Origin of the sequence: Photobacterium indicum, from assembly GCF_003026215.1 — a bacterium.
Classification (GTDB): Bacteria; Pseudomonadota; Gammaproteobacteria; order Enterobacterales; family Vibrionaceae; genus Photobacterium; species Photobacterium indicum.
This window is the reverse complement of sequence record NZ_PYOC01000003.1, coordinates 410,864-434,196: the sequence shown is the minus strand read 5'-3', so window position 1 is coordinate 434,196 and position 23,333 is coordinate 410,864. Positions and strand designations below refer to the sequence as shown.

The 23,333-nt window shown below is 41.0% G+C and carries 21 protein-coding genes and 1 riboswitch; of the genes, 5 read left to right on the top strand and 16 right to left on the bottom strand.

The features are described 5' to 3' along the window. Window positions 1-8 precede the first annotated feature (8 nt). The 11 genes from C9J47_RS12290 to C9J47_RS12240 form a co-directional block, all read right to left on the bottom strand. Window positions 9-2,222: an FAD-dependent oxidoreductase gene (locus tag C9J47_RS12290; protein WP_107253792.1), complete on the bottom strand. Its 2,214-nt coding sequence runs from the start codon at window positions 2,220-2,222 to the stop codon at window positions 9-11. Window positions 2,223-2,230: 8 nt separating this feature from the next. Continuing rightward, the gene (locus C9J47_RS12285) at window positions 2,231-2,830 is read right to left on the bottom strand and encodes a carboxymuconolactone decarboxylase family protein (RefSeq protein ID WP_107253791.1); all 600 of its coding nucleotides are present in this window, start codon (window positions 2,828-2,830) and stop codon (window positions 2,231-2,233) included. A gap of 110 nt (window positions 2,831-2,940) precedes the next feature. Next, window positions 2,941-3,294 carry a hypothetical protein gene (locus tag C9J47_RS12280; RefSeq protein ID WP_107253894.1) on the bottom strand — a complete coding sequence of 118 codons (354 nt, stop codon included), beginning with the start codon at window positions 3,292-3,294 and terminating at the stop codon, window positions 2,941-2,943. Between the two features lie 445 nt (window positions 3,295-3,739). Further along, complete coding sequence (locus C9J47_RS12275) at window positions 3,740-4,330, bottom strand: TfoX/Sxy family DNA transformation protein (protein WP_107253790.1); 591 nt, start codon at window positions 4,328-4,330, stop codon at window positions 3,740-3,742. A 121-nt stretch (window positions 4,331-4,451) separates the two neighbouring features. Beyond that, window positions 4,452-4,557, bottom strand: a riboswitch (cyclic di-GMP riboswitch). Window positions 4,558-4,775: 218 nt separating this feature from the next. Further along, window positions 4,776-5,780, bottom strand: coding sequence for an HTH-type transcriptional repressor PurR (gene purR, locus C9J47_RS12270; RefSeq protein WP_107253789.1), 1,005 nt, complete (start codon window positions 5,778-5,780; stop codon window positions 4,776-4,778). 441 nt (window positions 5,781-6,221) lie between these two features. Continuing rightward, the gene (locus tag C9J47_RS12265) at window positions 6,222-7,055 is read right to left on the bottom strand and encodes a heme ABC transporter ATP-binding protein (RefSeq protein WP_107253788.1); all 834 of its coding nucleotides are present in this window, start codon (window positions 7,053-7,055) and stop codon (window positions 6,222-6,224) included. Continuing rightward, a complete protein-coding gene (locus C9J47_RS12260) occupies window positions 7,052-8,089 on the bottom strand; it encodes a FecCD family ABC transporter permease (protein ID WP_211321747.1) in 1,038 nt (345 codons plus the stop codon). Before C9J47_RS12260 ends, C9J47_RS12265 begins: the two co-directional genes overlap by 4 nt. Before the next feature lie 33 nt (window positions 8,090-8,122). Further along, window positions 8,123-8,992 carry a heme/hemin ABC transporter substrate-binding protein gene (locus C9J47_RS12255; protein ID WP_107253786.1) on the bottom strand — a complete coding sequence of 290 codons (870 nt, stop codon included), beginning with the start codon at window positions 8,990-8,992 and terminating at the stop codon, window positions 8,123-8,125. Then, a complete protein-coding gene (locus tag C9J47_RS12250) occupies window positions 8,992-9,411 on the bottom strand; it encodes an ExbD/TolR family protein (protein ID WP_107253785.1) in 420 nt (139 codons plus the stop codon). The genes C9J47_RS12255 and C9J47_RS12250 overlap by 1 nt, the downstream gene beginning before the upstream one ends. Next, entirely contained in the window at window positions 9,408-10,151 is a 744-nt protein-coding gene (locus C9J47_RS12245) for a MotA/TolQ/ExbB proton channel family protein (protein ID WP_107253784.1), read from the bottom strand. Before C9J47_RS12245 ends, C9J47_RS12250 begins: the two co-directional genes overlap by 4 nt. A gap of 3 nt (window positions 10,152-10,154) precedes the next feature. Continuing rightward, entirely contained in the window at window positions 10,155-10,928 is a 774-nt protein-coding gene (locus C9J47_RS12240; RefSeq protein ID WP_107253783.1) for an energy transducer TonB, read from the bottom strand. A gap of 485 nt (window positions 10,929-11,413) precedes the next feature. Here C9J47_RS12240 and hutW point away from each other — a divergent pair, with 485 nt between their 5' ends. The 4 genes from hutW to C9J47_RS12220 all read left to right on the top strand — a co-directional run bounded on the left by hutW (window position 11,414) and on the right by C9J47_RS12220 (window position 14,696). Continuing rightward, window positions 11,414-12,841, top strand: a complete 1,428-nt coding sequence (gene hutW, locus C9J47_RS12235) for a heme anaerobic degradation radical SAM methyltransferase ChuW/HutW (RefSeq protein ID WP_107253782.1) — start codon at window positions 11,414-11,416, stop codon at window positions 12,839-12,841. Window positions 12,842-12,908: 67 nt separating this feature from the next. Beyond that, window positions 12,909-13,427 carry a heme utilization cystosolic carrier protein HutX gene (gene hutX / locus C9J47_RS12230; protein WP_107253781.1) on the top strand — a complete coding sequence of 173 codons (519 nt, stop codon included), beginning with the start codon at window positions 12,909-12,911 and terminating at the stop codon, window positions 13,425-13,427. A gap of 79 nt (window positions 13,428-13,506) precedes the next feature. Next, window positions 13,507-14,064 (top strand): heme utilization protein HutZ, encoded by a 558-nt coding sequence (gene hutZ, locus C9J47_RS12225; RefSeq protein ID WP_107253780.1) that lies wholly within the window; start codon window positions 13,507-13,509, stop codon window positions 14,062-14,064. Window positions 14,065-14,306: 242 nt separating this feature from the next. Beyond that, window positions 14,307-14,696, top strand: a complete 390-nt coding sequence (locus tag C9J47_RS12220; RefSeq protein ID WP_107253779.1) for a hypothetical protein — start codon at window positions 14,307-14,309, stop codon at window positions 14,694-14,696. A 124-nt stretch (window positions 14,697-14,820) separates the two neighbouring features. Here C9J47_RS12220 and C9J47_RS12215 read toward each other — a convergent pair whose 3' ends face one another. From C9J47_RS12215 to torC, 4 genes are all read right to left on the bottom strand, one after another. After that, window positions 14,821-15,378 (bottom strand): hypothetical protein, encoded by a 558-nt coding sequence (locus C9J47_RS12215; protein ID WP_107253778.1) that lies wholly within the window; start codon window positions 15,376-15,378, stop codon window positions 14,821-14,823. Window positions 15,379-15,621: 243 nt separating this feature from the next. Then, window positions 15,622-16,272 (bottom strand): molecular chaperone TorD, encoded by a 651-nt coding sequence (torD, locus tag C9J47_RS12210; RefSeq protein WP_107253777.1) that lies wholly within the window; start codon window positions 16,270-16,272, stop codon window positions 15,622-15,624. A gap of 249 nt (window positions 16,273-16,521) precedes the next feature. Then, a complete protein-coding gene (gene torA / locus C9J47_RS12205; RefSeq protein WP_107253776.1) occupies window positions 16,522-19,053 on the bottom strand; it encodes a trimethylamine-N-oxide reductase TorA in 2,532 nt (843 codons plus the stop codon). 69 nt (window positions 19,054-19,122) lie between these two features. Next, complete coding sequence (gene torC / locus C9J47_RS12200) at window positions 19,123-20,289, bottom strand: pentaheme c-type cytochrome TorC (RefSeq protein ID WP_107253775.1); 1,167 nt, start codon at window positions 20,287-20,289, stop codon at window positions 19,123-19,125. 200 nt (window positions 20,290-20,489) lie between these two features. On the opposite strand from torC, the gene torR reads away from it, so the two are divergent. Then, window positions 20,490-21,203 (top strand): two-component system response regulator TorR, encoded by a 714-nt coding sequence (gene torR / locus C9J47_RS12195; RefSeq protein ID WP_107242306.1) that lies wholly within the window; start codon window positions 20,490-20,492, stop codon window positions 21,201-21,203. 466 nt (window positions 21,204-21,669) lie between these two features. Here the strand turns inward: torR and panP are convergent, their stop codons facing one another. Then, window positions 21,670-23,319: a pyridoxal-dependent aspartate 1-decarboxylase PanP gene (panP, locus tag C9J47_RS12190; RefSeq protein WP_107253774.1), complete on the bottom strand. Its 1,650-nt coding sequence runs from the start codon at window positions 23,317-23,319 to the stop codon at window positions 21,670-21,672. Between the last annotated feature and the right edge of the window lie 14 nt (window positions 23,320-23,333).

Sequence of the window (23,333 nt, the reverse complement as noted above, 5' to 3'; positions counted from 1 at the left end):
TTATTTGCTTAACGCTGTTCTTTTTCGAGCTTAGTCTGTACGTCTGTTTTTGAATGTACAGAGCCAGCTTTATCATTACGCATCCAAGCATGGTATTTCTTTACCCAGGCTAATAACACTTGTGGGGCGTTGGCTTGCTTCCATACACCTGCAGTATATTTATTGGCTTCACTCATCGTAGGGTAGGGGTGAATAGTACCGAGTATCTTGTTTAAACCTAACCCGTGGCGCATAGCTAGGGTAAATTCAGCTAATAGTTCGCCCGCATTATTGCCTACAATCGTGACGCCTAAAATCTTATCTTTACCTTTAGGCGTAATCACTTTTACAAAACCATAATCTTCACCATCAGTAATGGCACGGTCAAGATCATCGATACCATAGCGTGTTACATCAAATTCAATATTGAGGTTTTCAGCTTCTTTTTCATTAATACCCACCCGAGCGACTTCAGGTGCAGTGTAAGTGGCGGCTGGCAGTACAGAGTAATCGGCTTTAAATTTCTTAAACTGTCCAAATAAACCATTAACAGCAGCGTACCATGCTTGGTGGGCTGCGGCATGCGTTAGCTGGAAAGGGCCTGCTACATCGCCTACAGCGTAAATATTTGGGTATTTAGTCTGTAGGTAATCATTAACGTCAACAGTGCCACGCTGTGTGGTTGTAATACCAAGTTCTTCAAGACCAAACCCTTGCACATTGGCTACACGACCTAACGCTAACATAACCGCATCAAACTCAACGATAATTTCTTTGCCGTTGTATTCGAGGTACGCCCGTTGAATACGTGTTCCGTCTTCTGCTGTAATAGATTCAAAGCGTGTGGCCTTGTGGTTGAGTTTAATATCAACCCCATCTTTGTGCATGCTCTCTTTAACAAGCAGAGATGCGTCGGTATCTTCACGAATGAGCAGTTGCTCTGCCATTTCAATCAAGGTAACGTCACTGCCTAAACGGCTAAAGCTTTGGGCGAGTTCACAACCAATAGGGCCACCACCTAATACAAGTAACTTCTTCGGTTGTACTTTTAACGACCAGATAGAATCAGACGTTAGATAATTAACATCTTGTAAGCCAGGGATACCTGGTACAAGTGGACGAGCACCTGTCGCGATCACAATGTTACGCGTTGTAATACGTTGACCGTTAACCTCAACTTCCCAAGGTGACAAAATTTGAGCTTCACCCGAAATACAGTTAACACCCAATGAAGAGTAACGTTCTACAGAGTCGTGTGGCTCAATTTTATCGATCACGTTATGAATACGTGACATCACTTTTTCGAAGTTAACCTGAGGCTTATCGGTAGTAATACCAAACTCATGAGCTCGAGAAATCTCTGCCATGGTATGGGCTGCACGAATAATGGCTTTAGAAGGCACACAGCCTGTATTGAGGCAATCTCCCCCCATTTTATGGCGTTCAATAAGCGTAACTTCTGCTTTTACAGCGGCTGCAATATAAGAGCTCACTAAACCGCCTGCGCCAGCGCCAATCACCACCATATTTTGGTCGAATTTCTCAGGGCGTTTCCAGTTGGCGTATACACGACGTTGAGTAATGATATTCATAATGAATTTCGCTATTAAAGGAAAAAGGCCCAGAAGTGCAAGAGACACTAAAACAGGGGCTGAAATAATGCCGCTTAGTGATTCAATTTCACCAAGTTGTGTACCTGCATTAATGTATACCGCAGTGCCTGCCAGCATTCCAAGCTGGCTGACTAAATAGAACATACGTGTACTAATGGGTGTTAAACCCATTAGTAAGTTCACTAAAAAGAATGGGAACACCGGAATTAAACGCAGTGTGAAAAGATAAAAAGGACCATCTTTCTCTATACCTGCATTGATGGGGGCAATTCTGTTGCCGAATTTAGTTTGTACCCAATCGCGTAATATAAAACGACTGAATAAAAAGGCGAGTGTTGCGCCGATAGTACTCGCGAAAGAGATTAATAATAGGCTCCACCAAAAACCAAATAAAGCGGCACCAAGTAGCGTCATTATTGCAGCGCCTGGTAACGATAGGGCAGTGACAAGAATGTAAACAGCAAAGTAGACGAGGCTCGATAAAAATGGCTTTTCGGCAATTGTATCTTGTAGCGCTAATTGCTGTGCCTTAGCTTGTTCAAGTGTGAAGTATTGGCCTAGATCAAATGCAAACCAAAGCCCAATAAGAGTTATTAATGTGACAAGCAGTACGACTTTTTTTCTATCCATGAAACACCTCAGCTATTTGAGTCACGTTCAGTTTCTTTCGACGTTGACGGTGTGTTGCTATCATCCATTTGTATTGGTAGTGAGCAAAAACCTTGTGCAGGTACATCAAGTGCAGTATTAAATTTTGCGGATAGATTTTGAAAAGCTACCAAGGCCGTTAATTCAACAATAGTATCTTCATCAAATGATTGTTTTAATGTATTCAGCATATCTTCAGTGACGTGCTGACCTGTGATAGTCATCGCTTCAACGTAGGTCAATACGATACGTTCTTGCTCAGTAAATAGATCGCTGTGTTGCCACTGTGCTAACGCTTTGATTTTATCAACCGAATCACAACGTTCCGCAAGCTTCATTCCGTTGGCATCAACACAGAAGGCGCAGTCATTCAATTGTGAAACGCGCACGCAGACTAATGAACGGATAACAGGAGTAATAGGGGATGATTTACGATCTAGAACGCCGAAGAAACCTGCGACGAGCCAAAAGAGTGCAGGCTTACGCCCCCAAAGTAGGGCTGGGTTTAAGACTTCACCATAATGACGCTTTTGAAGCCAAAGTAGTGGCTTGATGAGAAATGAGTAACTTTTCTTGCTTGAAATACGCACTAGTGCCCCTTATCAAAGTTGTAAATATGGTTTTTATACCAAACTAACAACAAAGACCGAGAACCCTACGAAAATATTTCAATAAATGCTAAAAATATCTTAAAAAACGTTTAGTTGATGGATATTTCTACATATTGGCTTTTGACTTGCTGGGCAACACGAGGCGCGTTTTGATCGGTTGCAAGTAGATAACCACACGCTAAAATTGGAATTAACGCTAAAAGCATTGTTTTACCAATATGGTAACTTCGATACCAATATTTCTTCGCTCTAATCTTTAGTAATAAACCCCAAGTAAGCAATATAAGATTAAAGGAACCTACCATCGTAAGTGTTTCATTTAACAGGTAGGCAGGAGCAAGGTTACTGTATACCAGATAGAACATACCTAAAGGCGGTATTAGGCTTATAAAAACAAGAAAGCGTAGCAGCTTTGGCCACTTACAAAACTTATCTTTAAACATGTGATTCTCTTGCCCTGTAAAAGGGTTTGCACAAGACATTGCGTTTCTCAGTGTTGTTGATGAACCATTTTGAGTGTCAGCGTTGGTTGTATGTGTAATGTCATTAACCTAAGCTTCAGATTCATTCTGATAGAATGCGCAGTAACTTTACAAGTATCTGTGCTGAATGAAAACCTGTAGCTGCTTTTATGAGCAGCTTTGTGAGTCGCTTCAATGTTTGTGATTTATTGACTTAATTTTGACTTGGATAGTGTCGTTTCGGTGTGACATTCACTGGTTTTTCCACACATTGAAAAATGGTCAGTATTTGATATAAAACATCATGCTTGTGCGCTTGTGTACTAGGTTGGAGAGGGAATGATTAGATGAGACAAAGACGACGTTATAGCCATAAAAAAGAGGCGTAAACGCCTCTTTTAGTTTCATTCTATAAAGTATATCTAAATTAAGACAATGCAGATAACAATTCAGTACGGCGCTGCTCTGTAATAACAGACCAGTGCTGCCCACTTATTGCCCCTTCTAATGCCCACAATAATTCAATACTTAATGAATTCTGATGATTATCTTGCAAAGCTCGATACGCTCTAAGTGCCCCTGCATCAAAAAGATCGTCAATCGTACATATGCCTGCTTTTTTTAACATACGTTCATTAGCTAAACGTAGGTTTGGAAGGTCTTTAATACGATTCGGACCAGTGTTGCTTTTGGCCTCTTTATCTTTTTCAGCAGCGGTCAAAGACCCTTGAGCTTGCAAAATTATTTTGGTTGTATCATTCCACCACTCATCAGGAATGGCGTAGTGTTTAGTGACAACCGGAAATCCACGTTTTTTATAAACGTATGGTTCTAGCCCCGATTTTTTAAATTCTTCTTCATTATCAGCATTCGCACGAAGGTGAAGTTTATTGTTTACTACAAGAGCAAACATTGTTTCACCCGCAAAAATACCAAAGCCACCAAACATTGAGCGTGATTTAACACTCTCAAAACAATCAAATATTTTTAATGCATCTTTTAGTATTGGTTTATCCATGCTTCTTCTCGGTGATATGCCATGAGTCACCTAACATCAGAGCGAGGAATTCAGGTTATCAAACTGCAGATAATCTGTGTCAAAAGTATGTAAAACTTATGACAAAACTTTTTGTTAATCCATCGGCAACCCCGCTACCATGAGAGTTATTATTTAGGGAACAAATAATACCTTTTAGGCCGGAAGCTTTGCGTCCTAATCTTTCGAATAGTTTGCCTTGTTTCGTGACATAACGATTGTAACGTAGATAGTAAGTATGAACCTGTTTCGAAATTTAGTAAATGTGATGTTGCTTCAGGTATTTGGTTTATTTTTATGACTAAAAAGCCCTTAATTCATATTAAAGCCTTCTTTTTATAGAGATTATTTGGATAAAAAAAACCGACAAGAATTAACTTATCGGTTTCTTATGAATCAAGTGTCATTGTTTTTATTGTGAGTATTTTTAATTTAAGTCTTTGACAGACTTACGAATCACCAACTCTGGGTTCATTTCAAAAATACGACGTTCATGATTTTTATCTTTCACTCGCTCCATCAAAATCTCAACGGCAGTTTTACCTAAACGTCGTTTTGGTTGATGGATCGTCGTTAATGGTGGTGAAAAGTATGGCGCTAAGTCAATATTATCGTAACCAATAATAGAGACATCTTCTGGCACACTTATACCAGCTTGTTCAAATGTACTAATTAACGCCATTGCCATGATGTCGTTGAAACAAAAAATAGCGGTAGGGCGTTCTTTCATTGCAATGAACTTATTGGCGGCAGCAACGGCAGACTCGCACTCAAAATCACCATCAATAATCCAGTTGTTATTAACAGTGATGTTTGCTTCAGTCATTGCTTTATTGAAGCCTTTTAAGCGTTCACGACACGTAGATTTTTCGCTATGACCAGACAGGCAGCCAATCTTCTCGTGACCATTATCAATAAAGTGTTTAGTCGCTACATAGCCACCTTGTTCAGCATTGTCTTGAATCTTATCTGTTAGCGGACTTTCTGGGCCCCAATCCATGATTACCATTGGTAAATCACTTTTCCGAGCAAGTAAATCGAGCAAGTCTTGATCAAGATCTGAACACATTACGAGCAAGCCATCTACACGCTTTTCAGCAAGCATGCGTAGGTAATCTCGTTGCTTAACAAGATTACCTTCAGTATTACAAAGAATCAGCGTGTAACCAGCGCCATAGCAATACTCTTCAACACCATGAATCACTTCTGCGAAAAATGGGTTAGTTGACTTTGTGACCAACATTCCGATGGTTCTTGTTGTGTTACATTTCAAGCTTCGTGCTACAGCGCTTGGTGCGTAGTTAAGGTCATCTACTGCAGCCAATACTTTTTTCTGAGTTGCTTCTGCCACAAAGCGAGTTTTGTTTATCACGTGAGAGACAGTTGTGGTCGACACACCAGCCATACGTGCAACATCTTTAATCGTTGCCATATTTATTCTTCTAATAATTGTTGTAGTCAGAGATCTGAATGCTACTTGAGCAGTACCAAATTGAATAAGTAGAAAGAGATTGTCTGGCTATTTATTCAATTTGGTACTTAAACGTAAAAAAGCCGCATCTTAAAACTCGCGGCTTCTTCGTAATTTCGTATGTTACATTATTTAATCGCTTGCGCTCACATTTTACTGAGTGTAGCGCACAGTGCAACTTTTCTGGCTCTCAAGAATAAATTACTTGATAGGTATCAACAAAATTAATGCAATTTCAACAGGTATGCATGGTAATAACCGTTATTTTATAAATGCCCATTATGAGTTTGTTTGTATATATACCCAAGTTACCTCACTGTCGTTGAAACGAGCACCGTAAGGTAACTTAACTATATGATGTATGATATTTCCGTTTTTATAATTACGGCTTAATGTGACACATTAGTGCGATAAAATGACAGGAAAGTCGCCTGTTGGGTGAGAGGATATATACACTGGCCAGCCGTATACTCGTTCAATAATATCTGGCTGTAATGCTTCCCACGGTGTTCCATCTGCTTGTATTAAACCATGATTAACGATAACTAAGCGATCTGCATATTGCGCTGCAAGGTTTAAGTCGTGTAAGACAATAATAACCGCCGCGCCATTACTGGCTAATTCTTTGGCGACTTGTAAGGTTTTATGCTGATGGGCTAAATCGAGTGCAGAGGTGGGTTCATCAAGCATTAAGACGCACTGATCTCCGGCTTGGCTCAGTTGAGTCAGAATACGGGCAAAATGCACGCGTTGTTTTTCCCCACCAGAGAGGGAAGGGTAAAGACGATGAGCCAAATTGCAGACATCGACAAGGGCCATTTTTTCTTGAGTAACCTGCTGTGTTTGTATATTACTTAACTCTAGTGGCAATCCCCCAAGTTCAACGACTTCATGGGCTAAAAAAGCAAAATTTAGCGTGCTGTGCTGGGGCAATATACCAAGGTGTTTTGCGAGTGTTTTAGCTGGCCATTGCTTTCTGTTTTGTCCAAAAAACTCAATGTTTCCTGTGGCTTCTATTTCACCGCACAACACTTTTAATAAGCTACTTTTCCCTGCGCCATTCGGCCCAAGTAATGCTGTGACTTCACCTGCATGAATATCAATATCAAAGTTATCAAGCAGGGTTTTACCCCCTAAAGTTAGGTTTAAACTTTGGGCGCAAATAGCCACATTGTTCTTATCTACTTGATTGTTTATTAATGGCTTTAGGCTATTAGGTTGCGGGCCAAATGTCATGACATTCTTCCTTTTTGCTTAACAAGTAAGAGGATAAAAAATGGTGCACCTAAAATAGCAGTAACAATACCGACAGGAAGTTCTAAAGGGGCAAGCACGACGCGTGCAATCATATCTGCAATCAATAGAATCAAAGCCCCTAATAATGCAGAAATGGGAAGTAATGTTTTATGATTTGGCCCTGAAAGCATTCGGCCTAAATGGGGAATAACCAGACCAACAAACCCAATGATGCCAGTCAGAGAAACGGTAACGCCAACACCTGCGGCACATAATAAAATAAGGCGACGTTTAAGCATCTGTACATTCACCCCCATATGTTTGGCTTCAGCCTCACCGAGTAGAAAGGCATTCAGTGCATTGGCGTCGCGACAAAATAGCCATAGTAAAATAGCCAAAGTAGTGAACGCTAAGATGATGCCAGGCCATGTTGAACCGGCTAATGATCCCATTGACCATAATGATAAGTCGCGTAGTGCTTGATCATCGGCGATGAAATTCATAAAACCAAGGGCGGCACCAGAAAGTGCCCCAATTGCAACACCCGCCAGAAGCATAATGGTGACTGATGTACCGTTCTTATCTGTTCCAAGGTAATAAACAAAGAATGTGCTTAATGCGCCGCCTATAAAAGCGAAGACAGGCACAGTACCGAGTGTCAAAATCAGTGGGTAATTGACAACAAGAGGTGCAAAAAAAACAACTGCAATTGCAGCGCCTAATGCCGCACCGCCTGAAACACCAATAATGCCAGGGTCAGCCAAAGGGTTTCTAAATAACCCCTGCATAACGGCACCACATAATGCCAAGATAGCGCCGATGGCAATGGCTAATAATGTGCGTGGTAAGCGAATTTGATTAACCACTAATTGTATATGAGCTGGTAAATCCGTTTCCCACGGTATCAATGCTTTAATACTGTCGATGAAGCTGATGTCCATCGGACCGATAACAATTGAAGAAGTGATCGCAAAAAATAATAACCCAATACCTAATGGTAAGAGTGTTTCAATAGGTAAACGTTGAAGTTGCATACGTCTTGATTGCATGTGGTGTGTAACCTTTACTTAATCTTGATAGAAAACTTTATTTAAACGTTCAGCTTCATCAATACTCTTCAGACCTAAGCCTCCAATTAGCGCTGTACCATCGATAGTCGCCAGTGCTTTATTTTTACCCGCTGGTGTCGCTGTAAGTAGAGGCATTTTTTTTAGCAAGTCATCGATTGTGCCAATTGAACTTAATGTTCGGCCACTTAATAAGATAATGTCTGGCTGCATCTGCACCATAGCTTCAGCAGAGATTGGTTTGTATGCTTCAACTGTACTTGCGGCAGGGTTAATTGCACCGGCTAATCTGATCACGGTGTCTGCTGTGGTATTACGCCCAGCAACATTCGCAGGTCGTCCATCATGAATCATCAAGAACAATACTTTTTTTTGTGTGGTTTGTGTGAGTAGGTGTGTTTGTATCGCGTCTACTTTTTTGCTTACTTCTGCTTTTAATGATGTAGCTGCTGGTGTTTTATTGGTTAAAGCTGCGACCTCATCAATGCGTTCTAATAGGTCTTTTACTGTTTCGCCTGAGTTGACGACATCAACATCAATTCCACCTTGCTTAAGCAATTTTAATGTACTGCTTGGTCCCATTTCATTTGAACCAATAATGCGATCTGGTGTTAAAGACATTAAGCTTTCTGCGGACAACTGTCGGTGATAACCCACTAATGGATAAGCGCCTTTAACCAAGGTTTTACTGGTTAGATCTACAGCAACCAGCTGGCTTTCAGCATTCAGTGCATAGATGATTTCAGTAATCGCAGCCCCTGCACTAATAATGCGTTCACTTGCCCATGATGAACTGCTAGAGAAAATCAATGCGCTAGCTAAGACTGCGAGTTTCATCGTATTCATTTTTTTGTTTATGTTCTTTTCCATTACGCGTTATCTTCCATCAATAGTTGTGTGGCTTTAATTTCATGTTGTTGCAAGAAGGCTAATAGCTTTAGCATTTGTTCTACCGATGCATTTTTATCTGCACCAATAACGACAGGCTTTGTAGGTCCATTCTTTACTTGTTTTAATAGCGCAACGGTAAAGCTATCCCAAGTCTTAAAAGATTGGCCTTGTAGCGCCCAGAACGGTTCTTTTGCAATAAGATTGATCGTAATAGGGTCGGCTTCCGTTGTTTGTAAGATCTGTGTTTCTGTTCTCGGTAATTCGACATCGAGTGCTTTCAATTTCACACTGGCAGTGAGCAACAAAAAAACCATAACGATGAAAATGATATCGAGTAAGGGAGTGAGATCAGGCTTAAGCTCGTCATCATTTCTATATGTATGGCTTACGCTGATCATAAGGCTGTCTCTGTACTGGAAAGAGAGGTGTTGATGTTAGCTGTTGCTGTATTTATGTTGACCGCTGATGGCTCTACACTCGTTTTTTTCGAATGCTTATTACAAGCAGGGTCAAGGTCTAGCCCTTCTAACCAAAGGTTACAATGGTTTAAGGTATGTTCTAATTTTGCGGTTACCTGATCTGCCCATAAACCTAGAAGTTGAGCGCCTGTTATTGCAGGTAGAGCAATAATCAAACCTGCAGCTGTTGTTCGCATGGCAAGCCCAAGGCCGTCGGCAAGATCGCTCGGTGTCACTGAACCAGTTGTGGCGGCAATTCCTTTAAACATTTCGATTAAACCCAACACTGTGCCCAATAAACCTAGCAAAGGGGTGATCACGCCAATCAGCGAGAGTAAACGCAAGCCTGAGCGTAATTGTGTACGCTTTTGTTGTAACCAAATCCCAGCGGCATCTTCACGAAGAGGCTTATCAAAATGACGATGTGAAATTAGCATTGCCACTCCCTTGTATAGCAAAGGGCGTTGTTGTTTTAATTCAGAGGCAAGCTCATCTAACCCGCGATCATCATCTCGATATTGCTTGGCAAGTAGAGCATTAATTTTAGTTTTACCCACACCGGTACACAAGAGTACTTGTACGCATCTTTCCAACAAGAGCATGATGGTTAACGCAGAGCAGATAAGAAGAGGCCATGTCATTAGCCCAAATTGGTTTTGTAAATTATTGATGGTGTCCATTATTTAATCCAACTGAAAACGAACAGGAATCTGTACTCGGTGGGCAATTGCTTGTCCATCGACGATATGAGAAGAGAATTGCCATTTTTTGATGGCATCTAATGCGGCTTTATCCAGCATGTTTGTGCCTGAAGAGGCGAGTAATGTTTGTTTGATTTGTCGGCCAGTTTGATCAATCCATACCTCAACCATAACTTCCCCTTGAACACCGCGGCGTTTAGCTAAACGCGGATATTTCACAGGGCTAGGGCGTGTTGCAAATGTTGGTTTTGATACTAACGCTGGTGAATTAGCACCCGCCGACACTTCATTTTTTGTTGCTGGCTTTTCTGTTTTAGCAACGCTTGGCATTGGCTTATCTATGGTTTTAGCTGGTGTTTGTTTAACCTCTGTTTTTTGCTTCTTTGGAGTCGTCTTCTTAACCACTTTCTTTGGTGTGATCTTCTCTATAGGGGGGGGAGTAGGTTTCACTTTTTTAATTACTTTCGGTTTGTTGTCCGATTTTTTTACCAGCTTTTTTGTTTTTGTTTCTACGGGTTCAATTACCTTTTTAGGCGGCGTTTTTTGTACCGCCTGTTTGATTACGTCTTGCTTGACCAGTTCAGCTATTGGTTGTGAAGAAGCTACTTGAGGTGTTGAAACCAAATTGAGAGATACACGCACAGATTCAGCACCAACAGGCATTGCCATCGCATTTTTGTTTGGGATTGCAGAAAGCAAGATGCCATGGAAAAGAATGGATGTAGCACCCGCAATGACGTATCGCTTGGTATTCACAAAGATCACCTGCTCGAAAATTTGATATTTCCATAAACGCACAAGGCATTGGAATTAAGGGTAATAACGATATTGAGATAAACACGTTATCAAGAATTAGCCTTATTATCCACTAAAAGCGAATAATATCAATTATCATTTGCAATCTCATTTGATGGTGAATATGATGCCAATCAAATAAGACTGATTATCTTTTCATTTTTGCCTTTTTTGATATAAATACCTTAATTTCAATGAGTTAGTTGATGGTTTCCGTCTGTGAATACATTAGCTCTAATGCATTCACAATACGATTGGTTGTCTGGGTAAATGACAGAAATGAACATGAATCGTCAGTTAATAAGAAAGTATGCATAAAGAAAGTAAACAGCGTTGAAGTTGACTCATTAGCTAAGTGATAAGTGCTCACCTTATTACTTAACTCTCACTATTTTGGTGAAGAGTACCGATACGAGGAGTGGCTGGTTAAACCAGCACATTAATCTATGAATAAAGAACAATTGCCTAGTATTAATAAAATTCATGTTGAAAGCATGAGTGTTGATATTGTCGGGGAAAACACGCCTGATCCACTGAGGTTTGCATTCCGTCAAAAACGAACAGCGCATGCTGGTGGCATGACATCAATGGTTGCAGAGAGCGAACAGCAGCCTATAGCGCAAGCAATTTTAAGTACGACGCCAAAGCAGTCGGGGAAGCGTTGTTTATACGTACATATTCCTTTTTGTCGTGTGCGTTGTACGTATTGTAATTTTTTCCAATATGCATCGAGCCAAAGTTTAATTGATGATTATTTTGCTGCGTTGATGGTCGAGCTTGAACTGAAAGCACGTCAAGCTTGGACACAAGCAGCACCATTTCATGCGGTATATATAGGTGGTGGCACCCCAACAGATTTAACGGCAGCGCAAATTAAGCGTTTAGGACAAATGATCCGCCAACATTTCCCATTAACAACAGATTGTGAACTAACGTTGGAAGGGCGAATTAATCGGTTTACTGATGAAATGTTTGATTCAGCACTAGAAGGTGGCTTCAATCGTTTTTCATTTGGTGTGCAAAGCTTCGATACGCAAGTACGACGTAAAGCAAAGCGCTTAGATGATAAAGACGTGGTATTAGAGAGAATTCAAGCGCTTAGTTCGAGCGAATCAGCACCTATTGTTATCGATCTATTGTATGGATTGCCATATCAAGACTTAACGGTGTGGCAACAAGATTTGAATGATTTCTTAGACAGTGGCGCGCATGGTGTTGACTTGTATCAGCTCATTGAAATGGGTGGTACACCGATGAAAGGGCTGGTTGAGAATGGTCGATTACCAGAGCCTGCAGATACCCCAACAAAAGCAACGATGTTCGAAAATGGTGTGAACTTTATGGCGAAACACCATATGCGTCGTTTAAGTGTGAACCATTGGGCCAGAGATAACCGCGAACGTAGTGTTTACAACAGTTTAGCTAAAACCTCTGCTGAGGTATTACCTTTAGGTGCAGGAGCTGGTGGTAACGTTGGTGGCTATGGTTTCATGCAGCATCGGAACTTAGATACGTATATGGCGTCTGTAAGTAAAGGTGAGATGCCTTTAATGATGATGACTAAGTCTGCACCTTTAGCGGCACTACACGCAGAAATTAAAGCGAGCTTTGATCGCGGGGTATTGTCTGCATCGTTACTTAGAAAGGCTCTTGCACAGCAAGTGATGGCAAACCAGATTCCAGCAATGTACATGAATATTGATGTTTATGGCTACTGTTTACCGTTATTCAAAAAGTGGGAAAGTCACGGGCTAGTCGATGTCGATAATGAGTATTTGTCGCTAACACTAGCGGGGCAGTTTTGGTCTGTGTCGTTGGCTCAAGCGATGATTGAGGTTTTACAGCAGTTTTTGCCTGCACAAGCGGCGGCATGAAACGTGTCTAACGCATTCAATAGATAAAATTAATTGTTAAAGCATTTATAAACCTGGGAGAAACACCGTGTATTCAACATACTCACTAGAAACAATGAAAGAAAAAGTAGCTGCAGTATTGGCTGACGACCCTAAATTACATGCTGGTGCAATTGCAGAAAAATTAGAGGTTACCGAAGGTGAAGTTGTATTTGCTTTTCCTGATGAGTTAGTAGCGACACTACCTGGTGAGGTCGCGAAAAACATTCTAGAAGATTTACCTTTATGGGGCCCTGTTACAACAATTGTGCATTCTATGGGCTCAATTTTTGAAGTAAAGGCACCGTTTCCTAAAGGTAAGGAAGCGCGTGGTTATTATAACTTGATGGGTAAAGACGGCGAATTGCACGGTCATTTGCGTTTAGATCTTGTCGCTCAGGTTGCGTTAGTCAGTAAAGCGTTTATGGGGCAAGAAAGTTACTTCATTGGCTTCTTTGCTAAAACGGGTGAATGTGTATTTAAAGTGTATTTAGGTCGCGATAAGCAACGTAAGTTATTCCCAGAACAAATTGAAAAATTTCAGCAGTTAAAAACACAGTATGTATAAAAAGTATTTATAAATTGTCATCACATTAAAAAATAACCCCAAAATACCGACTAAACAGGTATAAACGGAGAAAGTATAAATGAGTCAGGTAAAACAAGAGCGCCTTCAAAATCGTTTAGGTCCAGAAATTAAAGAGTTTCGCGAATTGTGCCAAACTATTCAGCTAGCGACAGTTGATGCGAATGGCAACCCGAACGTGAGTTATGCCCCGTTTGCATTGTTAGATGATGGCTATTATGTATTGATTAGCCAAATTGCAAAGCATGCACGTAACCTGCTTGAAAACCCGAAAGTATCTTTAATGATGATTGAAGATGAAGCTACATCGAAAACAATTTATGCACGTAAGCGTTTAACTTTTGAAGCTAATGTTGTGATCGTAGAACGTGAAACAGCACGCTGGCAAGAAGCCGTAGTGGGTCTTAAAGATCGTTTTGGCGAGATTGTAAATGGTTTAAGTGGATTGGAAGATTTTAAAATGTTCCGTCTTGAACCCACTCAAGGCTTATTTGTAAAAGGCTTTGGTAAAGCATTTCAAGTAAGCAGCGATGACCTGGTTGATTTTGTGCATCTAACAGAAGGTCATAAGCGCGTTAAAGATGGTAGTGAAGTAACAGCGCCAACAGAAGAGTTATAATGTATATCCACGCTTGGGCATAAGTGAAGTACGCTTAAAAGCACAGTAAGTTGGTACAGTTAATAAGCAAAAGGCTTGAACCTAGGTTCAGGCCTTTGTTTGTTTAGGGTGTTATTGCGGACAATCACAGACAGGTTTTTTAAACGCTTGATCATGATCATCAGATAACAATGAGAAACTTGATGTCTCTCAAATAAGTGTGATAATTACGACAACCTTTACGTTTATACCGGATCAATATTATGGCTAATAAAAACGGTTTATGGTTTGCCTATATCGCAAGCTTTTTAACACCTTTCACACTACTAATCTCTGGTATTGTTGCCATTATTTATTCTGGCTATCAGTTGAATAAAGGTACTGATGAAGTGGCTTACAGCCATTATTACACCATTATTCGAAGCTTCTTTTTGTTCTTCACATTTTTTGTTGTTTTGGGTGTAACTGCGGCGACTACAACGGGTATGGTAGCGGGTGCTGAGTATTGGGTACATAGTAATGTGCTTCATACTGTACTGAATGTACTGCCGTTTATTGGTGCAGTCATTGCCTTGGCAGCGATTGTGGCTTGGTTTGCGAAGATAGTAAAAGGTATGAAGCAGCTTAGTGTAAACAAAGCTGTAGAAATGTAATTGCGAAACAGTGGTAATACAAAAAAACCTGTGGCAAGTCTGATGAGTTACTCAGACTTGCCACAGGTTTTTTTATTGCTCGCTTTCTCGTTAACTTAGGGGGGAACTAGTCTAGCTTGTCGATTTAGCTTCTAAATTGAGTAAATAAAGTGTCGAGCTCTTTTAAGAGAGTCTCTGTTTTTGGATCCTGTTTTTTCATTGCAGAGATCGTATCTTTCTGTAGTGCGATTTCGAGTTTACTAAGCTCAGGATCTGCCATGATAGATTCACGTTGTTTAGCTAATGCTTGTTTTTCTTTCGCAAACGATTTTATTAGCTCAGCACGTTGTTCGTCTGTCGTATTTTCATCTCGTACTTGTTGCTGGATATCTTGCGCACGTTTCAGGAATTCCTCTGGCTGGTAATTGATTTCTTTTGCTTTCTTTTCAAACGTTGCTTCAAATGTTTTTACCTGATCAACAAGAGCTGGGTTTGATTGCATGGTTTGTGTTCTTATATCAGCTAACTCTTGCTGAATTATGCCAATACGATTAGCCAGTTTTTGCTGTTCAACAGCAGGTGAAGCCATTACTTCACTCGCATTTACTTGCACGCTTGCGATAAAGCCAAGTATTGAAAAAGATAGAAGCAGTTTTGTAAATAAGGATTTAAATAGAGGGGCTTTCACCGTTATTTTAGACATGTTTATATCTCATGTTATTTAGTATGAGATATACGTTAAATGTCGGAAGGGGGAGTTATGTCAGAAGATTGTCATGAAGGCTGTTTAAAAGCTGAACACTCTGCAGGTCGATATCTCAATGAATCTAAGCTTTCTGAATTTAGGTAAAAAAGCCGGTATTAAATACCGGCAAGGAGATAGTGTGTCAGTGGCATTATCATGTAGGTACCAACATGCATGCTCACCGATTATTATTGATTAGTTTTATTCTTCACCTAGAAGGAATGCAGAGTCGAGTTGGCAGAAAGCAACAAGTAAGTTAACAGATGCAGTATAAAACCCGAAGTCATCACGTGCTTTACACGACTGGGCAAATGCTGGAATCCAGTTCAATAGCATGTTATTAACAAAGGCTAATTGCGCTTGCATCAACGCTTCACGTTTTTCTTCATCCAGCTCTTGGTTTGCTTGGATAATAAGATTGCCCATAAAGTCTAATTCGACTGCAATATGATCTGCAGGTTCGTTGAATTCTTTACGTTGTGCAATGCCGTATTCTTCCATTAATGCATTCATATCTTGAGCTGGTTTATCGTTTAATAAACCAGATTCACCAACATATATTGATGCATAAGGTAACGCGCCTGATTTTGGTGTGCTCAGAAATAGGCCACAGAAATCAGCTGCTAATTCAAGCTGTGCATCTTCACGTGTTTTTAGCGTGTTGATCGCATTGCGGAATGTTTCAACGGGTTCTTTAAGCTCTGGTGTCATTCCTAAACCAGACAAGAAAGTGAACATTTCGTCACCGTGGTATTCGGTTAAATCTTCATTCGTCAACTCTCGAGCTAAAAGCGAAGACATCCACCAGTAAATCTCAGCACGTTGTTCGTTGAAAGCAATAAATTCTTGCATGGTCACTCCAGACACTTAAAACATATTCACATAAAACATAGATTTGTAATGATTATATGTGAATAGGCTTTATTTTGTTTAAAGAAAGGTGAGGTTATTGCTTCAGATCGCCTATCTTTTTATTATTTTTGATTAGCCGCCTATATTTAAGGCGGCTATCATTCAGTTCACTAAAACAATGCGCACATCAAGTATTCGCTTGGTTGCTTATTGTTTTGCCTATAGCGTTAATATTCTAACGTACAGGGATTACTCTAAATCCATTGCTGGGAATAGAGGGTTAATGTCAGTGACTTCTACAGGTCCATTAAAGCCTGTTACCGCTGGAAGTTTTCCAGTGTATTTTTCGATATCTACTTGAGCCGATGCCGCTGTTGTTGCCTGCGCAAGCTTTGATGAACCAACATCTTGAGTCAGAACGTTTGGATCGCCATAAGTACAAATCGTGCCTGGTTTACCGCCTTCAAGTGGGCTATACCATGCGCCCTCGTGAATACGACAAACACCCGATTTAAAGTCTTCAGTTACTACTGCGCCTGCTAGTACTTCACCACGGTCGTTGAATACGCGAACAACATCACCAGATTTAATACCGCGTGCTTTTGCGTCGATAGCACTGATGTAAACAGGTTCACGATCAGCAACAGCATAACTTGCGCGAAGCTCTGTCGATGAACATAGCTGTGAGTGTAAACGGTGGTTAGGGTGCGTGCTTTGCATGTTCAGTGGGAACTTGTTTGACTGAGGACCACCGTGGCTACGCTCATTCTTTTCAAACCACATTGGGTGACCCTGACAATCGTCGTAACCCATATCAGCAATTGTCTTACAGTAGATTTCAATCAGACCCGAAGCGGTACCTAGAGGCTCTAGATCTGGTTCTTTACGGAATGATTCGTGGCGTACCCATTCAGCACCTTCAGGGAACTCAATGAAACCTTCTTCATCCCAGAATTTTTTGAAGTTAGGCATACGAACACCAAGACCACGGCCTTGTAAACGTGCACCGTTATAGATTTCTTCAATCCATTCCATTTGTGTCTTACCGCCGGTGAATGCTTCTTCACGATCAAAGCGACGACATAGTTCACGGAAAATATCGAAATCATCTTTTGCTTCGAACATAGGCTCAACGACTTTAGGCAGGGCGATAATACCTGCATTTGAGTGGTTACCGTATTGTTCGATGTCATGACGTTCATGCGTTGTTGTTGCAGGTAAAACGATATCTGCAAAACGACATGTCGCTGTCCATTGGTGCTCTACTGATACAACCGTTTCCAGTTTACGCCATGCTTTGATCATTTTGTTACGATCTTGATGGTGGTGGAAAGGGTTGTTACCACAGAAGATAGCCATCTTCATTTCAGGGAATGTAACGTCGTGACCATTCCACTGGATTGTTTCGCCAGGGTTCTCGATACAGTCTACGAAACGTGCTACTGGGATATAGGTAGAGTAGCCTTTGTATGAACCATTGTGGATAGGGTCAACGCCTGTTACACCACTAAAGCCAGACATTAATGGGCCATTCGATGTGATAGAACCAGCATCATTGTAGTGCCAGCCGAAACCGAAGCCACCACCAGGTAAGCCGATTTGACCTAGCATTGCAGCAACTACAACTAGCATCCACGCGTATTGCTCGCCGTGTTGCATACGCTGTAGACACCAACCGCCAATGATCTGAGTACGACCAGATGCCATTTGACGAGCAAGTGCACGAATTTCATCTGCTTTAATGCCACAGATTTTTTCAGCCCACTCTGGTGTTTTTTCAACGCCATCGCTCTCACCTGTTAGGTAAGGGACAAACTTTTTGAAGCCAGTCGTGTAATCAGCAATGAAATCTTTGTTGTATAGGTTCTCGGTATACAAGGTATGCGCGATAGCTAACATCAACGGTAGATCAGTTTGCGGGTTAACAGCGATTTGCTCGCCACCAACAAACTTCTGAGTTTCAGAACGAACAGGATCAACGTAAATTACTTTGATTTCTTTGTTCTTTACTTTTTCAGCAAGTTCTTGGTAATAAGCATATGGGCTGTGGTCTGGTACCAACCAACCTACTTGAAGGTTCTTTATTGGATCTGAACCCCAGATAACGATTGTGTCTGAGTTTTCAAGAACCAAAGGCCAAGATGTTTGCTGCTCGTATACTTCCATTGCACCAGCAACGTACGGAAGAATAACTTGTGCTGCACCTGTTGAGTAGTCACCCATTTTGCCAAGGTAAGTACCGTGTAGGCCAATAGCACGCATCATCATAGTGCCGGCAGAGTGAAGCTTACCGACTGACTGCCAACCTGTATGACCTGCGTAAAGTGCGCTAGGACCATAGTTATTTTGCACACGTTCTAATTCGTGGTAGAAGAAATCAAGCGCTTGACTCCATGGCACACGTACAAAACGGTTATCGCCACGTTGCGTAGTGTCAGACTTGTAACCATGCTTTAGCCAATCAATACGAACCATTGGGTATTTAACACGAGCAGGGTTGTAAACAACTTCGCGTACACCGTTAATCATTGGGGTAGGGTGTAAATCTTTTTCGAACGGTACAGTATCTACCCAAACACCATCAACAACTTTGGCGCGGAATGCACCCCAGTGAGAGCCAGACAGCACATTGCCTGTGAACGCGGCTTTGCTATCGGTTGCTGCCATAGCTTGACGTGGTGCAAGTAAGCTTGTTCCTACAACGGATGCTGCACTGACTGTAACCAGACCAGATAAAAAGCGGCGGCGTGAAACACCTTTATTTAGAATTTGAGTCGTCATAGACGAGATCCTTAAATTTGAATTCTGTGTAATAACGCGGGCTAAAAGTATTAACCCGCCTCTTAGGAATTAGTGGGCGCCAGCGCCGCCTGTATCTTTACCGTGATTTTGAAGGTACTTCAGTAAAGTACGCTCTTCTGTTTTAGTTAGACGGTAATAAGCACTCATAGCATTAAGGCCTGAGATCCAGCCATTTGCAGTAAAATGGGCAGGGTCCGGAGCAGCATGGCAAGCGTTGCACGTTGAGCCATACATGTCTTCTGCGTAATTCCAGATAGGTTGAATGCTATCGATCATGTCATCAGAGTTGATCCATGCTTCAACAGAAACGTGTTGCCAAACAATATCGGTTGAAACGTCAGTTTGCTCTTCAAGTAACTTTTCACCCGCTTTTACGTCGCCACGAATAGTTGCTTTAAAGACACGTTTACCCATGTATTCAGTTAGTACACGACCTTTGCCTGATTTTTCTAACCAGCCATCAATCTGTACTTTCAGCATGTCGTCTTTACGTTCAAGAACGATGACTTCAGAAGCCGGTAATAACTTACCTTCTGGCTTAGCGTCAGCATTGTTGGTAGCAAAGAGATCTTTTTCACCCAAAGAGTAAAGTTTTTCTGCAGCAGCACCTTGAGATTTAGCTGTTGTTTGCAGTTCTTCGAAATCTTTCTGGAAGCCACCTGCCATGTTAGGTAACTCGTGGGCAATACCTTTGTGACACTCAATACAGTTCATATCTTCAGCGGCTGCTTTGTTCATTTCAAACGCAGCTTTAGCAGATTGTTTTGAGTGATCCATCGACTCGTAAGCGTGACAGCTCTTACATGTTTTTGAGTTTTGACCTTTCATTCGAGCCCAAACAGCTTGTGCCATCTCTAAGCGGTTGTCTTCGAATTTTTCAGGTGTATCCACTTTCTTAGAAATGAAGTGGTGGTAAAGATCTTTTGCACCTTCCATCTTACGGAATAGTTTACCTGGCAAGTCTTTTGGTTGGTGGCAATCAACACATTCAGCACGTACACCTGAAGCATTTTTAAAGTGAACAGTTTGTTTATACTCTTCGTAGTTACCTTGCATGGTATGGCAAGAGGTACAGAATTCTGTGGTTGAAGCAAACTCAAAACCTTTGTGTACAGTGAATGTACCCGCTAGCGTGATACCGATACCGACTAATACCAACGCAAGAATCGAATACTTGCTGCTTGGTTTTATCAACTTTTGCCAAAGTTTTTTCATATGTGGAATATTCCATGAATAAAGAATTGCCTCCGTAGTACGGAGGTAGTTAAATTTTTATGGGGTGATAATAAGTCCACGATGTGAATAAGGTTAACGGCAAGAATTAACAGTAAGCATCGGTTTATGAAAAATTGTGAATGGTAATGGGATGTGCTAACGTTTTATCAGGCGATAAAAACACAATAAAAGAGATAAAAATGAGTCATCACGTACTTGTTGTAGAAGATGAAATTGTTACCCGAACCAAACTTGTTGGGTATTTTGAGAATGAGGGTTACCAAGTAAGCCAAGCAGAGAATGGCGAGCAGATGCGAGAGATTATGATGGTCGAAAATATCGATCTCATTATGCTCGATATTAACTTGCCTGGTGAGAATGGTTTACTGCTTACACGTGAACTAAGAAGCCGCTCAGAGGTGGGTATTATTCTTGTCACTGGTCGTACCGATAGCATCGATCGTATCGTGGGTTTAGAGATGGGTGCCGACGATTATGTGACGAAACCGTTCGAGCTAAGAGAACTGCTTGTAAGAGTGAAAAACTTATTATGGCGCATGGGCTTAGTCGAAAAAGCGCGCAGTGAAACGTTAGTTGAAATACATGAAGATAACATCATTCGTTTCAGTGATTGGCAATTTGATATTAACAGACGAGCATTGACTCATAACGGTCAGCCAGTGAAGTTAACTAAAGCTGAATATGAGCTTTTAGTGGCGTTTTCTTCGCACCAAAATGTTGTATTAAGTCGTGAAAGAATTCTGAATATGTTGAGCCATCGTGTAGAGGCTCCTAATGATAGAACTATCGATGTTCTGATTCGAAGAATGCGTTCGAAAATGGAAGTTGACCCGAAAAACCCACAAATTTTTGTTACCGTTCATGGTGAAGGTTACATGTTTGCTGGCGATTAAATTCACGAAAATGAACGTTAAAATGGCTGGCTAAAAAGTCATTTAAATGAGCCTTTATTTAAGCCGACGCATTCTATGTGTCGGCTTTTTCATGGCGATTTAACTGCACTTTTGTTGATTTTAATCAACTTTTGTTGAATTTGGGAATAAATGCTAACTGTATGTTTTTAGAGCATTAATAACAAGACCAAATAATTGCGCTGTATTTTTGATTTTCATGCGATGAATTTTACGGCCTCGTTACATGAGGCGTCGTTCCATTAACATGCATATCGAAATGATAACAGCTAAATAATTCGAAATGTTACGGTTATGACATTATTGAAATATAGCATTATATATCGATAAATAATGCAGACCGTTGATGGGGGAATTTGATTAGAATCGAGAGTGTAATATCCAAAACAGCCTGAAATTTTCAGACTGTTTGAGGTTTATATTTGAGGCCGCAGAGTATAATTTATAGCTAGTTATTTGCCAAAATACGTTTAGTTAAAGTTAACAAACGCGGCAAACTATGCACACTTTCTTTCGCGAGTTCTTTTTGCTCGATTAGAACATCTTGTAAAATATCATCCGTCGTTAGTGGATTCGCCAGTACAACCCTGAAAACGGTTGTAATTTTGTGGTTCCACTTTTCAGGTGTTAAACGCGTACGTGATACAAAAGATTTACCCGATTCACGCTGACGCTTTTGAATAAATTTCGTAAGGTCATTAAGTGCATCATGTAATAGATGTTTATCTTCGGCATTCGCAATCGTTAGGGCTTGCTGCGTTTCTGCGGGAACATATCGATAGGTGAGCAAGCATAATTCCGGCTCGGTAATTAGCTCGAAATCGGGATCTTGCTTAATCATATTTGCGAAATGTTTTGCTTTATCAATACTGTTGTTGATCAACATTTCATAGCCTTGTCGGCTAATAATATTCAAACTTGCAAACAATAGCATTGCCATACCGCTACGTGAACCTTCTAAAGTATGGCTACCCAAATCTTTAGATCCTTTACGTAGAATATACTCAGCGTGATGTTCAATAGATGTCATCAAAGCTGGGTTTTTGAAGATAACCATCCCAGCTCCCATTGGTACGTACAGCTGTTTGTGCGCATCAATAGTAATCGAATCTGCTCGTTCGATCCCTTTTAATAAAGAACGGTATTTATTCGACATTAAGGTCGCGCCGCCCCAAGCTGCATCGACATGGAAATGACAATCGTGCGCTTGTGCAATATCGGCTAACTCGTCTAGCGGATCAATATTTCCTGTTTCAGTTGTGCCAGCCACACCAATAATGGCGAATGGCTTAATATTCTTTTCTTTTAGAGATTGGAGCGTAGCAGTTAGATCATCAACTCGGATTCGGTTATTGTCATCCGTTTTTATTGGAATAAGACAATCACGGCCAATACCTAAGACATCAGCTGCTTTTTTTAGTGAATAGTGACCACGTTCAGAGACAAGTATTGCAAGGTCATCATATCCGTAATGCTTCATTGCACGGAATAGACCTTCATTTGCCACACCTTTAAACTCACCATCTGGCTTTAACACATTGTTACGTGCTACCCAAAGTGCGGTAATATTGGCAATTGTGCCGCCAGAACAAAAAGCCCCCAATGAATGGTTTGCACTGTGCATCCACTGCTGATAGAAACTTGTCTCTTCATTGAAGATTAAGTTGTGCATCATGCCTAAAACTTGGCGTTCTAGGGGAGTGAATGCTTTTGAGGTTTCAATCTTTACCAAATTCTGGTTTAGACCGATCATAATTTTTGATAACGGCATCAAAAAATACGGTAGGGCAGACGTCATGTGACCAATAAAGCTTGGCGCAGACGTATGAACCGACTGAGCAACAAGCTTAGTCAGCAAAAATTGAGTGTGATCGGATACAAAACTAGGATTTTCTGGAATGTCAGCAGACGAGAAATCCTTTTCAATCTCTATAAGCGGCTTTTCGCGCGCAGCAATATGCGTACCCAAAAATTCATTTAGGTTTTGTGAGATTTTTTGCTCGATCAGCCCTAGGGTTGATTCAGGTGCTTCCGGCACCGTAAAAATGCGATGTAATGACTCTAAAGTCGCATCGGCTTTTCTATTATCCACTGCCATAATGACTTGTTACT